This window comes from Fibrobacter sp. (assembly GCA_012523595.1).
GTDB lineage: Bacteria > Fibrobacterota > Chitinivibrionia > Chitinivibrionales > Chitinispirillaceae > JAAYIG01.
This window is the reverse complement of the sequence record JAAYIG010000055.1, coordinates 1-15,216: the sequence shown is the minus strand read 5'-3', so window position 1 is coordinate 15,216 and position 15,216 is coordinate 1. Positions and strand designations below refer to the sequence as shown.

Sequence of the window (15,216 nt, the reverse complement as noted above, 5' to 3'; positions counted from 1 at the left end):
CAAGACCCTCTCTGAAGCGCTCTGCCTGGCCCTGCTGGAAACGTACCCGCTCTGCAGCACCCTGGAGATCGAGTATGGAGGCGTGTTTTTTAAACTGCTCGAATAGTTTCTTTTCCTTGTCTGTCCAGGTGGATTCAGGATGGGATGTGATGTTATTAAGAGAGTTTACGATCTCTTCACGGAAGGTTTTGACATTCCTGGAGTCATAGCTACCGCTTATGCGTCCATAGATGATCTGAGGAAAATCACGGTCATGAAGCAGTCCCTCTTTTGAGGATACCTCTGTGTAGATTTTTTTCCAGAAATCCACGTTTCCTTTCAGGAATTCAGGAACGGGAAAAAGGCTGTCCTGAATGGCTGCGCCGAAGGACAGGGAAAAGAATAAAAAAGGATAAATACAAGGGATGAATTTCATCGTTTTTTTTCTCCGGGTTTTTTATTTTCAGGTATAGGAGAATTATAGAATCTTCCAGGAAATGATGCAAGTACTACGGGTCTTGATTTGTCAAGCTACCTGAATTCTCCAGCGGGGGACTTTTAGGCGTTGCCGGCGGGTGGTTTTGATTTGTATAATATAAGCATGGTTCTGGTGTCATCTGTTGCCTCAGATGTCAAATGAAACCTATATTATTTATATCTGCTCTGTCCTTAAGAAAAATGTAAGCTTCGAACCCGGGAGGACTCAAATGAAATCTGTATCCAATGTCAATGGCTGGTTTTTATCCTGTTTTCTGGTATGTTCAGTTCTGATATTTTCAATTTCGGAAACTGTTCATGGGGATATCCGTTTCCCGGAAAAATCGCTCCTTTCTGTTCTGAAAAAGAAGGCCCGAAACCAGAAGATGAATAATCTGGCGAAAAAAAGGGGTATTTCCCTTGCCAAAGCTCAGGGTGGACTGGGTTCCTGCGGTATCTCAGGTACTATAATTCCAACTGAAAACACCTCAAAAGTGAGCTCAATCTCCAGGGTGTCAGTTATTGACACTTTCGGGTATGAAGTAAAGGGTACATACTATTCTTTCAGGAATGCAGTTGATTTTGAGTTCACAGGACTCCACCCTGGAACTTACACTGTCTATATCGAAGAGTTTAAATGGTATCTGGGAAACACGGAAAAATCCCCGGAGGCCAGATATATCACTCTTACCGCGGGTCAGACTTCTTCCGGAAATAACATTACCCTGCCGGAACCTGATCAGGAAAAATCCATAGTAATCTCAGGAAATTGTTACATTGGAGAGAATACTCCTGCTCCAACAGGAACCAATGTGTCTTTGACACTGATAGGTGAGAAACAGGGAAACTACTCCAGGATGTTTTCAACAGAGACAACCGATCCATCGGGAAGCTTCTCCCTGCGGGTGACAGTACCTGACGGGAAATGCTATATCATGGTATCATCAACAGACGGATTTGCTTCTCAATGGTGGGATGGAAGCAGTGTGAAAACCGCTCAACCTTCACTTGTAGCGATAACCGGAAATGTTTCGGAAAAAAAGATTTATTTCAGTGCCGGCGGGGTTCTCTCGGGTAAAGTAAGACATGCTGATGGAAGTGCGCCGTCAGGTGACGTTTATCTGGAGTGCGTCGGTGAAGATGGAATAGTGTATAGTGAGGCATATACCGATGATACCACATTTCTTATCGAGGGAATTCCTGCCGGAAAGTACTATTTAAAGTACTGGCTCTACAATGGTGATATTACATGGCATCGCTATTATCCGTCAGCGGAAACAGTTTCAGGCGCCTCTTTGATTACAGTCAATGAGGGTCAGATTATTGACAATTTTACCCTTACCTTTCCTGATCATGTCAGTGATCCTGAATACAAATTTGGTACTGTTACAGGAAAGATTACCGATGGCAGTTCAGTGGTAGAGATCAGTGCTGATGTTGATTGCTACTATGAGAATTTCTATGTGGATTATGTCTATTCTTCAGATTATACCAGTGATGGAGAATTCTCATTGCCTGTTGCTGCTTCTGAGCCATTCAGAATCAAAGTTGATCCTGAAGACTACTATGCACAGAGTGTCTGGTATCCTGACAATACATCTTTTATAACTGTATCCGAAGGTGAAGAGCTGGAAATTGAGGTACCGTTAGAATTGAAGGGCGGAAGTGCGGCTGGATTTTTCAGAAATAAGTCAGGCAACAAGCCTGAATATGAAACAAATGCGGTTGTCTATTTCGGACAATTTGGTATTTTGAGAAACAGCACCGACTCCTCACTCTCAGAAGTCGCTGAAATGACATCGGCAGGCGGAATGCGCTTTACAGGTTTGAAACCGGGTGAATACGATGGGTGGACATCTATGTTTGGTCTTATCAATGCATCTGATCTGTTACGGTTTGCGGGTCAGAGCGGAGCTGCCCGGGCTGTCTTTCCCGGATTCACAGTAGAAGAGAAAAACACAACTGTATTCGGTCCTGTAACTGTCAACGAAGAGGCAGGGGCAATAGTGGCGGATGTAAGCGCAGGGCCAGTATTGCTGGCGTTTTGCTATGACAGCGAGGACCGGATTGCTGCCTGCTTTCAGGTGCTGAACATCAACCCGGATAATTTTCCCAAAATATGGTTTTTTCAACCGGATCTGGACTTCAAAAGCTCTTCTGCCTCAAGTATCGCCATCCCTTTCCTTCCCGCCGGAGACTACCGCCTGGCGATCGCTTCACAAAATGGCAACAATATAGAATACCAGTGGTACGGTATGGATGAGAAGACTACAATAAATAATATTACGGATTATTCCAACCAGGTCCTCAATTCATGGATTCCTGAAGAGGCTGCCTGGATTACAGTAAAAGATGATCAGGTTACAAATGTAAGGATGAGTTCTCCTGTAGTCAAGAGGAAAAGAGAGACTTCGGGAAAGCTGTCTTTTTCCGCTGTTAAGAGGAGCACCGGCCAGGGATACCTGCTCAGATATGATCTTGGCGGGATTGCCGATAAAAACAGTTGTCTGACAGTCCATTCAGTTGATGGAAAATGCCTGAAGAAATGGAACCTGGAATCCTCCAGAGGTACACTTGTCTGGAATAATAAGGAGAAAAGAGGTGTGCCCGGAGGAGTATATCTCTTTACAATTAAAACCAGCGGCAGCCACAAGACTGTTCCTGTGACAGTCGTGCGATAAGTCAGCCGATTAGTCGATTGTAAACTTTCAGGTGCTCCTTAATGATTTTGGCCGGGGAGAAGTAGCTGTTGAAGCGGTCGCGGGCTGCCCGGCCCATGCTGCGGCGGGTTGTCTCATTGGAGAGAAGCTTTTCAAGTGCTGAACTCAGCTCTTTCCTGTTATCTGTCTCCACAAGAATTCCGGAAATCCCGTTTTGCACTATCTCGTTTACCGGCGGGATATCAAATGCCACCACCGGCTTTCCGTAACTCATAGCTTCTGTGTACACTATCCCGAAAGTTTCATCCCTGGAAGGTACACAGAGCAGGTCGCAATTGAAAAGGAGCCACTTCTTGGTATTCTCATCCACTTCACGAAGATCAACCGCGTTTTCAGGCAGATGGAAGTGTTTTTCTCCGGATGGTCCGGCGATAACCAGTTTTACCTTTTGCCTGAGATCTCTGAATGATTCAAGAAGAATTCCAAGTCCCTTATGAGGTTCATGCCGTCCAAGGAAAAGTACAAATCTGCCATTTACCGGTTTTTTCTCAAGGAGAGGCTGAACCGGTTCCGGAGTAATCGGCGGGATAACCCTTACTTGCGGCAGGGTCTTTCCATTCATGGATAAAATGAGTTTTTCACGGAAGAACTCTGTTGGACAGAGGATAACCCCTGCTCTGCAGTAAGCGTCAAGCTGTGCGGGTGAATCCCCCCATCTTCCGAAATGGATAAAAGGGGAGTGCACAAGAGGCAGATCAGAACTTTTGCATACCTCCGATGCGCATCGTGCAAGATATCCCGTTGAGAAACAATGGACGATTCGGGTATGAGAGATAAGTTTCCTGAGACGTTTACTGAATGCTGCCCTGTAGAAACGGTAAAGGGAGTCATACAGTGTTGCGGTCCTGGGTACCCCGGGCATGTTCCAGATCATAAGAGGTGCCAGAAGGATTCTTCCGGCAATCGACGGTTCCAGCAGGCTGATTCTGTTGCCATCAGGATCTTTCAGCAGTTGTCTTTTATTTGATGTGTATGTGCTGTATAGTGAGCTGTTATCTGATACCCGATGAGTGATTACTGTTACGGAGAATGACTTTTGTAAACTGGTGGCGAGTGACTGCGCAGCCCTCTCCACACCGCCTTTACAAGGCCAGTACCAGTCTGTCAGTATTGCCAGATTGAGTTTTTTGGTGTTATAGACGGGGTTATTTTTACTCATTATCAATATGTTATTATCTTTACGGGTTTCGTGCAAGTTAATGGCGGTATTTCGTTTCCTAATCAGAGTAATCAGGTTAATCAGTTCAATCATAGTTCAAGACATTTCCTGATTTTTAAGAATTATTGCAGGGGAAGTCTCCCCTTGTCATGAACAACTGTCACATAGGAAGTTCTGCCCATGACGGTCTTCCGGCATGGATAATGATTCGTTACCTTCAGCGGGGGTTTTAGGGGCCCGTAAAACGGCCCCTACCATTAGATGCTTTTGTTTAGTTGTCTGGCTGGCCTTAGTAGCAGAGTTGAACACTGACAAACAAAAATCTTTCACCGGTTTGCACAATTTATGCTATTAAACACCAGTTTAAATCTATTTTATACGATGTTTTTTAAGCGGAGAGTATGTGCGTTATCAGAATTTAGAGCTTGATGATTTTCAGGTAAAAGCGGTTGAGGCGATAAACAGGGGAGAGTCCCTGATTGTGGCTGCCCCTACGGGCTGCGGAAAAACCCTTATAGCTGAATATGCGGTTGATGTGTCTCTGGAGCGTAATAAAAAGGTAATTTACACTGCTCCTATAAAGGCCCTTTCCAACCAGAAATACCGCGATTTCAAGAAACGTTTTGGCGAGCAGGTAGTGGGGATTCAGACAGGTGATGTGACCATCAATCCCGATGCCAGGCTTCTTATAATGACAACGGAGATTTTCCGCAATCTGATTCTTGAGGGCTCAGGCCGCCTGGGGGATATCTATTATGTGGTCTTTGACGAGATACACTATCTCGATGATCCGGAGAGAGGGACGGTCTGGGAGGAGAGCATAATACTTGCTCCGCGTGAGATCCGTTTCATGTGTCTCAGTGCCACTGTGCCCAATATTCATGAGCTTGCGCAATGGATGGGGACTGTGAGGGGGACAGAGTTTACCGTTATCGAGGAGAATCATCGTCCGGTACCCCTGCGTCATGCTTTTTACAGTCCCAAATTCGGGATCATGAATATAAAGAGTATCGCCCGCAAGTACCGCAGCAACCCCATCGAGCGTAAGAAGTACCTGCGCCGCAAGGTCTCATCGAGGCGCATTGTGCAGTATGTGCTTGAGAAGGGGCATATTCCGGTACTCTATTTCTGTTTTAACCGCAGGGCCTGTGAGTACAATGCAGAGCAGCACAGCGGGCTTAATCTGCTGAGTATGGAGGAGAAGCTCAAGGCTCGCGCGATGATCGATGTGCTTGTGGTACAGTATAGTCTCACCTCTTACGACAGACTTCCGTACCTGCGTAATCTCTGGGAATCAGGCACCGCGTTTCATCATGCCGGAATTCTTCCTGCGGCAAAGGAGATAGTGGAGCGGCTTTTCACTGCCGGTCTGATCAAGCTTCTTTTCTGTACAGAGACTTTCGCCCTTGGGGTGAACATGCCTGCCAGTTCGGTTATTTTTGATGAGCTGGAGAAGTTTGACGGGGTAGAGTTCAAGTACCTGATGACCAGGGAATATAACCAGATGGCAGGGCGGGCCGGACGGCGGGGTATGGATGAGGTGGGGTTTGTTTATTCACAGGTGATACCCGAGGCTACCGATCCGAGGCACCTGGAGCGGCTTCTGTATGGGAAAAATGAGCGTATAAACAGCCGTTTCTTTGCAGGCTACTCCACGATACTTAATCTGTACAGCCGTTTTGGTGAGGAGTCTTTCGAGATTTTCCGCAAGAGCCTCCACAATTTCCGTCAGGGTGTCTTTTCCATGTCCAAAGCCTACCGGAAGGAGGAGAAGCAGATCGAGAATCGTATCCGCTTTCTTCAGGCAACAGGCTTTCTTGACGGAACAAAATTGACAGATAAGGGCAAGCTGGCCGCTGCTGTAAGCGGGTATGAGATTCAGGTTGCGGAGCTTTACTATTCCAGAAGTTTTGAGGAAGTTACAGTACAGCAGATTCCTGTGGTTCTGGCTGCGCTTATCACTGAGGAGAGCCGATCCCGTAAAACTGCCCCGGTTACATCGATGCGGCTGCGTTTCGATGCAGAAAAAGTCATTCACAGGCTGCGAATGAAAGAGATAAAGCACCGTATAAGCATGCCTGTACGGGAGATGGATTTTTCACTGGCAGCACCGGTTTTCTCCTGGTCAAACGGGTGCAGCTTAAAGGAACTGGCCGATTTCGGTGTTCCTGAAGGCGATCTGGTCAGAGTGCTTCGTATGACAATCCAGCTTCTGCGTACACTTCGTGACAAAGTACCTGATACTTACCTTTCAGACAAGTTTCATGAGGCGCTGCTGCTTGTAAACAGGGATGTTGTGGATGCTCAGGCGCAGCTTGAAGTAGGGTGAGACAATATGAAAAGAGTTCACTATGTCCAGCATGTACCATTTGAGACCCCGGCTTATATCTGTGAACTGGCTCAAGCTTGTGGAGATACTGTCACAGGAAGCCTTCTGTTTGAAAAAGTGGAGTTCCCTTCGCTTTCGGAATTCGATTCACTGGTGATAATGGGCGGGCCCATGGGCGTTTACCAGGAAAAAGAGTATGGATGGCTTGCAGAGGAGAAGTCTTTCATAGAGAAAGCAATTGCAGGTGGAAAGAGTGTGCTTGGAATCTGTCTGGGCGCGCAGTTGATCGCCGATGTTCTTGGGGGAAGGATCTTTCCGGGTGGAGAGAGGGAGATTGGATGGTTTCCGGTGAATTTGACACCTGAGGCAGGGATGATGGATCTGTTCAAAGATGTGTCCCCGGAATTCACCGCTTTTCACTGGCATGGAGACACATTTGAACTTCCTCCCCGGTCCCGATGGATAGCATCGAGTGCAGCGTATAAAAACCAGGGCTTTATTTATGATAACAGGGTGCTGGCTCTGCAGTTTCATCTGGAGACGACAAAAGAGTCGGTTGAGGCTCTTGTCAGGAACTGTAAAGATGAGATGACGGAAGGGAAGTGGATACAGGGGGAGAAGGAGATACTGGAAGGTGTAAATAGATGTATTGGCGCTGCAAACGGGTTGATGAAGAATATTTACGAGAAATTATTTGACAGTTAATAAGGAAAGCCGGGTGGTTTGCCGGTCTATTCGTCTTTGAACAACTCAGGATCATCCCTGTCTTCCCAGAGATACCGGGCTCTGTCCCGCCATTTGTTGATGGTATTGCAGTTGAGGGAGGGATCCTCTTCCATTTCAAGCAATCGCTGGCTCTGCAGGTTCTGGAACACATTCAGGTAGCTGCTTGCTTTTTTCTGGTTACCAATTTTCAGATTGAGAGCAACCAGAAGGTAGACTGTCTGCATTTCAAATTCCTCTGAGGGGCAGTTTGAGATCCTGAACGCTTCCTCAAAAAACTTTATAGCATTGTTTAGTATTTCCGTGTTATTATGTCCGCCATCTCTGAGAATTTTCGCGATTCTCAGGCAGTAGGCGCCCATCTTGAATTGCGCATAGGGCAGATTGAAACAGGCCTCCACTTTTGCTCTGGCCAGGGAAAGATTGTAGCCGTCAATTGCTGCGGCAACAGACCTGGGTCGTTTGAAGCAGGTTATCGGATCAGTTTCCGGTTTCAGAAGTTTTTTGCGTTTATTGATACTCTTCTGTAAGTTTGTGATCACGTTTTCTGGTATCTGGTTTTTTGTCTGGTCACTTTCAGATCCGCGGCCAAAGTCCCTTTTGTCAGGTGACGCAAAAAGGCATTGGGGGCAGACAATTGGGGCTAGGAGAGTGTAGTCAACGGTCTTGAATCCAGGTCTTCCGGTATAGATGGGAACCAGGAACTTGTTTAATACGATAGTCTGGCTTTTGGATTTCAGTTCGTAGGAGACGATCCCTTTCTTGCTGCATACGGGGCAGGTGAGTTTGATCTCGTAGATCGGGTCTTCCTCTTCTCTTCTGGGGGCGAGGGCTGATTTTGCGTTCTGGTTACCTGAGGAGGGTCCGAATTGGCGCAAATATTCATCCACAAGGCTCTGATCATTTAGTAATGCCTGCAGCCTTCTTTTTACTTCTGAAACATCTATGGTCATGATGAGAATTCCGTAAAATTAAACCAAACCGACCAAAGAATAACTATACCATAAAAGAGGAGGGAAGTAAAGGGGAAAAAGGGTGAGCGGTTAAACTGTGAAAAAATTCACAGAAAACCGAATAAACCGGCATATTTGTAACTGTCTTAATAAAAAGCTTGCCTTTGGCATAAAAATAGATGTATACTATTAGTGAAATAATTCACAAGCTATGAACAAAATACCTTTTCCAGCCATTACTCGTCTCTGCTCGGTTTACCAGCTTCTTCTCGATCTGGAGAGGGATGGGGTTAGCAGTATCTCTTCCTCGGAGCTTGAGTGCAGGCTTGGGATAAGCGCTCACAATGTACGGAAGGATATCAGTTTTCTGGGAGGGGCTGGCAGTAGCGGCAGTGGGTACGATGTCTGCCGTCTTAAGGAACTGATCGGGGAGCGTTTAGGTTTCTTTTCCGGGAAGAAGGCTTGTCTGGTTGGGCTTGGGAGGTTGGGTAGTGCGATTCTTCAGCACTCGATACTGGCCGGGGGAGAGTTTGAGATTGTGGCGGGGTTTGACAGCAACATCAACAAGCTGGAGACAATCAGGACCACAGTGAGTGTTTTCCCCTCTCATCAGATCACAGAGGTGGTAAGGCGGATGGGGATTACCCTTGGGATAACGGCAGTTCCGGCATCGAGTCTTCAGGAAGTCGCAGGCAGGCTTATAGAGGGAGGGGTGAGGGGGATAGTGAATTTCTCCCCTGCGGTTATAAAGCCTGATTGTGAGGGAGTTTTTATTCGTAATGTGGATATTACAGCAGAGCTTCGGATTCTTTCCGCGCAGGTCAGGGTCCGGGGGGAAAACCTATAATTTATTGAAGGAGATTTTGTTATGGCAAGAGTTTACAATTTTTCCGCTGGTCCGTCGATGCTTCCTGAACCGGTTCTCAAGCAGGCCTCACTGGAGATGCTGGACTATGAGGGTTCCGGCCAGTCGGTGATGGAGATGAGCCACAGATCGAAGGTTTACGAAAAGATAATAAATGAAGCCGAAGCTCTCCTTCGTGAAGTGATGGAGATACCGGAGAACTATACTGTTCTCTTTCTCCAGGGTGGAGCATCGCTGCAGTTTTCCATGGTTCCTCTCAATCTTTTCGGTGAGAAGAAGAAGGCCGATTATGTAAATACCGGCATGTGGTCCAAGAAGGCGATCTCTGAGGCTAAGAAGTACGGTACTGTGCGTGTGGTTGCTACATCTGAGGACAAAAACTTCTCCTATATTCCATCTCTTGGTAAAGAGATGTTTGACCAGGAGGCATCCTACGTGCATATAACCACAAACAACACGATATTCGGCACCAGGTATCCATCGATACCCGATACCGGAAATCTGCCTCTTGTGGCCGATATGTCTTCGAACATCCTCTCGGAAGTTTACGATGTAAAGAAGTTCGGAGTTATCTACGCGGGGGCGCAGAAAAATGTGGGACCTGCCGGGGTTACTATAGTGATTATCAGAAACGATCTTCCGGGCAAGGTGATGGAGAATACTCCTGCCATGCTTGACTATAAGATCCATGCTGAAGCCAAATCGCTCTATAATACTCCTCCGTGCTACAGTATTTACATCGCAAAGCTTGTTTTCAAGTGGCTCAAGGATATGGGTGGAGTGAAGGCAATAGAGGAGGTAAACCGCAGGAAAGCCGCGGTTCTCTATGATTTTCTCGACAACTCCAAACTGTTCAAGGCGACTGTGGAAACTCAGTACCGTTCCATCATGAATGTCCCGTTTGTGCTTCCCACAGATCAGCTCAATGAGGAGTTCTTGAAGGGTGCAACTGCCGAGGGTCTGGTGAATCTCAAGGGACATCGCTCGGTTGGCGGGATGAGGGCGAGTATCTATAATGCCATGCCGGAGCAGGGAGTGGTAAAGCTAGTTGATTACATGAAGAGATTTGAAGCTGCACATGCTTGATAAAAGGAGAATATGATGTACAAAATTCAGACTTTGAATAAAATCGCGACAATCGGTCTTGAGCTTTTCCCCAGGGATCACTACGAGATTGCATCCGAGATTTTAAATCCGGATGCTGTGCTTGTGAGAAGTTTCAATATGCTCGAGATGGACATCCCGTCGTCGGTAAAGGGCATCGCCAGAGCAGGTGCAGGTGTGAACAATATTCCACTTGACAAATGTTCTCAGAGGGGAATAGTTGTTTTCAACACCCCGGGGGCTAATGCCAATGGAGTAAAGGAGCTTGTGATTGCCGGTCTTTTGCTCTCTTCCAGAAGAATAGTTCACGGGATACAATGGGCAAAGGGTCTTGTGGGGCAGGGGGATCAGGTTCCAAAGCTTATCGAGAAGGGGAAGTCTGATTTTGCCGGTCCTGAGATCAAGGGCAAGCGCCTCGGTGTAGTCGGGCTGGGTGCGATCGGGGTGATGGTGGCCAATGATGCGATGGAGCTTGGGATGAAGGTGGTTGGTTATGATCCCTTTATTTCTGTCGAGGCGGCATGGGGGCTCTCCCGCAATGTAAAGCGTGCAAAGACCCTCGAGAGTCTTCTTGCGGAATCGGATTACATAACTTTACATGTTCCGCTCAACGACAAGACCAGGGGGATGCTTGGTCGGGAGCGTTTCGCGATCATGAAAAAGGGTGCGCGCCTGCTTAACTTTGCCAGAGGTGGTCTGGTGAATAATGAGGATCTTAAGAGTGCGCTTGCAGACGGCACTGTGGCGGCCTATGTGACCGATTTCCCGGATGAGGACCTGCTCAAGATTGACAATGTAATCGCGTTTCCCCACCTGGGTGCGTCGACACCGGAGGCTGAGGACAACTGCGCGATGATGGCTGTCAATCAGTTGAGGGATTTTCTGGAGATGGGGAATATCAAAAACGGGGTCAATTTCCCTGATTGTGAACTGGACTCGATCGCTCCTTTCAGGCTGGTGATAGCAAACAGGAATGTCCCCAACATGGTAGGCCAGATAACATCGATTCTGGCAGCCGACAAGATCAATATCGCGGATATGATAAACAAGCACAAGGGTGACTACGCCTATAATATCATCGATATTGACAGGCTGGTAGAGGGGGAGATCCTGGATAAGCTCCGCGGTATTGACGGGGTGGTGATGGTGAGGATGATCGAGAAGAACAAGTGATCTGAACTGTTTACTGGTACTCTTACAGGGGAGACATTTTTGTTTCCCCTTTTTTGTTTTCGTTTTTAAGTAGCAGTCTGGTTGTCATTTCGACGAGCTCGCGAGGAGAAATCTAATAAGCCCCCTAATCCCCCAAAGAAGGACTTTGGAAAGTATAATTGATGCGTCGGAGTGCAGATCGGGGTCGGTACCGGAATCGGTATCGGAATCCAATGTTTTTCTTCCGATTTCGCCCGGAGTCTTAATGTAAAAAAGATCACCAGGAATCTGCAAAGTAAACTGAATGCGTACCGCCGTATTGTCGTACACTCGTTCTGTCGTACACTCGTATTATCGTGGGAAGTCTCCCCCTGTCTCCAGCCCGTCGAAGACGCCGGTCTTCCGCCACCCCCTCTGTGTTGACATAATGCAGTGCCTGTCGGGAAACGGTTACAACTCGGGTAAGTTAAGCTGGCTTCTTAATCTTTACTGGTGGAAGAAGAAACGATAATTGTATAACAGATTTCCATTTCGTTCCTGTGCTCGTAATCGCAAATTAAAAAAGAAAGAAGCGGTATTAATGCAGTCTCTATCCAGGATAAGCCCGGTGAACCGGGCTTGCAGGAAAATGAAATCTCACATTGTTTTCTATTTACCCCGATTATCAGGATTTACATGTATTGGAGTGCAGTCGTTTTGTCGTATTGTCGTGACGCCGTACCCTCGTACCCTCGTACCCTCGTACCCTCGTACTCTCGTACCATCACCGAACCACATCCCATCCCGTTGCCTCCCTGACAACCTCAACCAACTTCTCCGCAATGCCTCTGTGATCTTCCAGCGACGGGTGCCAGTCGAGAGCAGTATTCGATGAACTGTACTCCATGTACCAGATATCATTATGGCCTGATTCCTTTTCCCTGTTGACAATATCTTTGACAAGCACAGTCATCAGATTGGTAGGCCACACCGATGTCGCGAGGCAGATTATCTTTACACTGGGGTAGCGGCTCCTCAGGGTAGATATGAGAGAGTGGTATTTAGAAACGTAAAGGGATGAATCTGAGAATGGAGGAGGATCCTGGAAATCGTTGATGCCGATATTAATAACTACCACATGAGGAATCCAGGAGTTGAAATCCCACGACGGGCTCTCACCGGTAAGATTCATCGGTGATATAAGAACTTTATCGTAGTAGTAAAGAAGTTCCTTCCCGGGCATCTGATTCGCATAGTTTCTCACCAGTCCCCGTCCTGAATAGGCGTTAACCTGATACTGGGCTCCAAAGGCTCTTGCAGTGAGAGAACCGTAAGCAAGGAAGGTGTTGGTTGAGGTAAAATAGACGGAGTCGTGCTGCTCTGATGGCGCCTCTCTGGATGTAAACTCATTTCCGTATCCTGCAGAATGAGAATCTCCGATAAATTCGATTTTTCTTTCCGGAGGAGCCGGAGGTTCAAGTAATCTCTTTCCGTTATCAAGTATAAATCCGTAGAACTTTGATACCTCAAAGTTGGATTCGCTCCTCTTTGTGATAAGAAGATCATGCTCCCTGTCTTCCAGTCCCGATACTATTTCAAGGGTGTCAATTTTCGATGATACAGTCAGGGTGGTTATGAGTTTCCCGTCGACAAAAGCGTCGTATCTGTTTTTTCCCGATAAAACCGCCTTGCACGAAGTGCCTTCGAATTTCGCCCGGATATAAACCCCCGGCCAGTCAAAAGCCGGAGATCCGGGATCCGAAAAATCGAATCTTCCGAAATACTGAATTTTCGGATTGTCAGCCTGGATAAAATTACTGCAGTCAATCATAAAGAAGGCCGCTGTCAGAAGCAGGTAAAATGGAATTTTTCTCACGCATGTTTCTCCCTGAATGGATGTAAAGGATAATATAAAAAGATCGGGTTTTCTGGTCAAAGGAATATAACACGACATCACGACATGCTGACAACACGACAGCACGACAGCACGAGTGTACGAGGGTACGAGAGATACGAGAGATACGAGAGATACGAGAGATACGACAAATGCGACAAATGCGACAAAACGAGAGTGCGAAAATACGGGAAGAAATGAGAAGGGAAAATAGTATTGTTTGTCATTTTGATGAATATATGGGGGCTTAACAACTAATATTAAAATGCAAGGTATGGAAAAACAGGAAGAAAGTTTGATATAGAGAAAACACCCGCTTATGTCATGGCCAGCCACGGTCTTTATCTCTAAATCCTCAGTTCTTTATCAGTTTCTTAAAAACCTTAGTATCTATCCTTAAAACCTTAGCAGCAAACAGAAAAACCAATGACCATAACCTTATTACCTTATTAAAAATATGAAAATCGGAAATTAAAAATTTTCAGGATGCATTGAATAAGGTTGATGTGCAATTATCAATCATACAATTACTGAGGTTTGGACAGACAGGTACTAAGGTTACGACTGTACGATAATACGAAGGCACGACAAAACGACAGTACAAGTAAGAAAAAATGTGGACAATCAGATCATCAATTTTACTTTAAAAAATAGAAAAATCACCTGATCTTTCATCGAAAACAGCACTGAAGATGTGTTCCACAATTTAGAACGCTTTATTCATACTCCTCCCTGAATCGACGTTCATTTAACAAAGACATCTTTATATTAATTAGAGGTACACACAAATATTTCTTGTTAAAGGATGTGATTATGGTGAACAAACGTTCTTTCCTGCTTCCGGCGCTGCTTTTCTGCGCTGTAACCGTCTTTGCCGACAATCCGATTGTACAAACCTGGTACACGGCTGACCCTGCCCCCATGGTGTACATGGATACTTTATTTCTTTATACCTCCCACGACGAGGATGTCACGAGGAACAACTTCTACACCATGGACGACTATAAGCTCTTCTGGACCGTGGACATGGTGAACTGGACCGAACGCGGCACTGTCCTTGCCGGGAGAGACTTCAAATGGTTTACCGATAATGCCTGGGCTCCTCAGGCTGTCCCCAGAAACGGTAAAATCTATCTGTACGTGCCGCTCAACAACAATACCGGCGCAAGAATCGGTGTGGCCGTTTCTGACAATCCTGCAGGCCCGTTCGTAGATGCGGTTGGCAGGTGGATAGCACAGGAAGGAGCAATGGCTATCGATCCGACAGTTTACATAGATGATGACGGACAGGCCTACCTCTACTGGGGTAATGGTAATCTCCGTATGGTGAGGCTAAGAGAAGATATGATCACTACGATGGGGAGTGTTACTTCCAGAATACCGTTAGAGGGATTTATCGAGGGGCCATGGTTCTACAAGCGCAATTCGATCTATTACATGGTCTATTCCGGATTCAGTCAAAGAATCAGCTATGCAACCAGCAACTCACCAACCGGACCCTGGGAATTTAAGGGCTTCATTTTCGGCAATCCCAATATTGGCACCAATCACCCCGGTGTTGCCCACTACAAAGGCCGCAACTATATGTTTTATCACAACGGTGCATTGCCCGGCGGGGGAAGTTTCAAACGCTCGGTCTGTGTGGAAGAGTTCGACTACGGGGCCGACGGGAGCATTCCCGCTCTGAACATGACCCAACAGGGTCCCGCACCCGTTGGCACGCTCGATCCATATAAACGGGTCGAGGCAGAGACCATTGCCTTCTCAAGAGGGCTCAAGACCGAGAAGTGCAACGATATCGGTGGTGGTCTCAACGTCACATCCATCAATAACGGGGACTACATCAAGGTCAGGGAGGTCGATTTCAAGGATGGTGCAGTTT

At 46.7% G+C, this 15,216-nt stretch carries 11 protein-coding genes; 7 read left to right on the top strand and 4 right to left on the bottom strand.

Translation table 11 applies throughout. The features are described from left to right. Positions 1-415 (bottom strand): hypothetical protein (locus GX089_03195; protein NLP01474.1); only part of this gene is annotated, 415 nt, incomplete at its 3' end. A 271-nt stretch (positions 416-686) separates the two neighbouring features. Between GX089_03195 and GX089_03190 the strand changes: the two genes are divergently transcribed. Continuing rightward, positions 687-3,137: a hypothetical protein gene (locus GX089_03190; protein ID NLP01473.1), complete on the top strand. Its 2,451-nt coding sequence runs from the start codon at positions 687-689 to the stop codon at positions 3,135-3,137. 1 nt (position 3,138) lies between these two features. On the opposite strand, the gene GX089_03185 is transcribed toward GX089_03190, so the two are convergent. Continuing rightward, positions 3,139-4,335, bottom strand: a complete 1,197-nt coding sequence (locus GX089_03185) for a glycosyltransferase family 4 protein (protein ID NLP01472.1) — start codon at positions 4,333-4,335, stop codon at positions 3,139-3,141. Between the two features lie 403 nt (positions 4,336-4,738). Between GX089_03185 and GX089_03180 the strand changes: the two genes are divergently transcribed. Both GX089_03180 and GX089_03175 read left to right on the top strand, forming a co-directional pair. After that, positions 4,739-6,664: a DEAD/DEAH box helicase gene (locus GX089_03180; GenBank protein NLP01471.1), complete on the top strand. Its 1,926-nt coding sequence runs from the start codon at positions 4,739-4,741 to the stop codon at positions 6,662-6,664. 6 nt (positions 6,665-6,670) lie between these two features. Further along, positions 6,671-7,369, top strand: a complete 699-nt coding sequence (locus GX089_03175; protein NLP01470.1) for a type 1 glutamine amidotransferase — start codon at positions 6,671-6,673, stop codon at positions 7,367-7,369. A gap of 26 nt (positions 7,370-7,395) precedes the next feature. Here the strand turns inward: GX089_03175 and GX089_03170 are convergent, their stop codons facing one another. Continuing rightward, the gene (locus GX089_03170) at positions 7,396-8,340 is read right to left on the bottom strand and encodes a DUF2225 domain-containing protein (protein NLP01469.1); all 945 of its coding nucleotides are present in this window, start codon (positions 8,338-8,340) and stop codon (positions 7,396-7,398) included. A gap of 211 nt (positions 8,341-8,551) precedes the next feature. Here GX089_03170 and GX089_03165 point away from each other — a divergent pair, with 211 nt between their 5' ends. The 3 genes from GX089_03165 to GX089_03155 are packed head-to-tail and all read left to right on the top strand — an operon-like array spanning position 8,552 to position 11,482. Continuing rightward, complete coding sequence (locus GX089_03165) at positions 8,552-9,187, top strand: redox-sensing transcriptional repressor Rex (GenBank protein NLP01468.1); 636 nt, start codon at positions 8,552-8,554, stop codon at positions 9,185-9,187. Positions 9,188-9,208: 21 nt separating this feature from the next. Continuing rightward, positions 9,209-10,291 carry a 3-phosphoserine/phosphohydroxythreonine transaminase gene (serC, locus tag GX089_03160; protein ID NLP01467.1) on the top strand — a complete coding sequence of 361 codons (1,083 nt, stop codon included), beginning with the start codon at positions 9,209-9,211 and terminating at the stop codon, positions 10,289-10,291. 15 nt (positions 10,292-10,306) lie between these two features. Continuing rightward, on the top strand, positions 10,307-11,482 hold the full coding sequence (locus tag GX089_03155) for a phosphoglycerate dehydrogenase (GenBank protein NLP01466.1): 1,176 nt from the start codon (positions 10,307-10,309) through the stop codon (positions 11,480-11,482). Positions 11,483-12,224: 742 nt separating this feature from the next. Here the strand turns inward: GX089_03155 and GX089_03150 are convergent. Continuing rightward, positions 12,225-13,316 (bottom strand): SGNH/GDSL hydrolase family protein, encoded by a 1,092-nt coding sequence (locus GX089_03150; protein ID NLP01465.1) that lies wholly within the window; start codon positions 13,314-13,316, stop codon positions 12,225-12,227. An 831-nt stretch (positions 13,317-14,147) separates the two neighbouring features. Between GX089_03150 and GX089_03145 the strand changes: the two genes are divergently transcribed. Then, the coding region (locus GX089_03145) for a family 43 glycosylhydrolase (protein NLP01464.1) at positions 14,148-15,216 on the top strand (1,069 nt) is incomplete at its 3' end.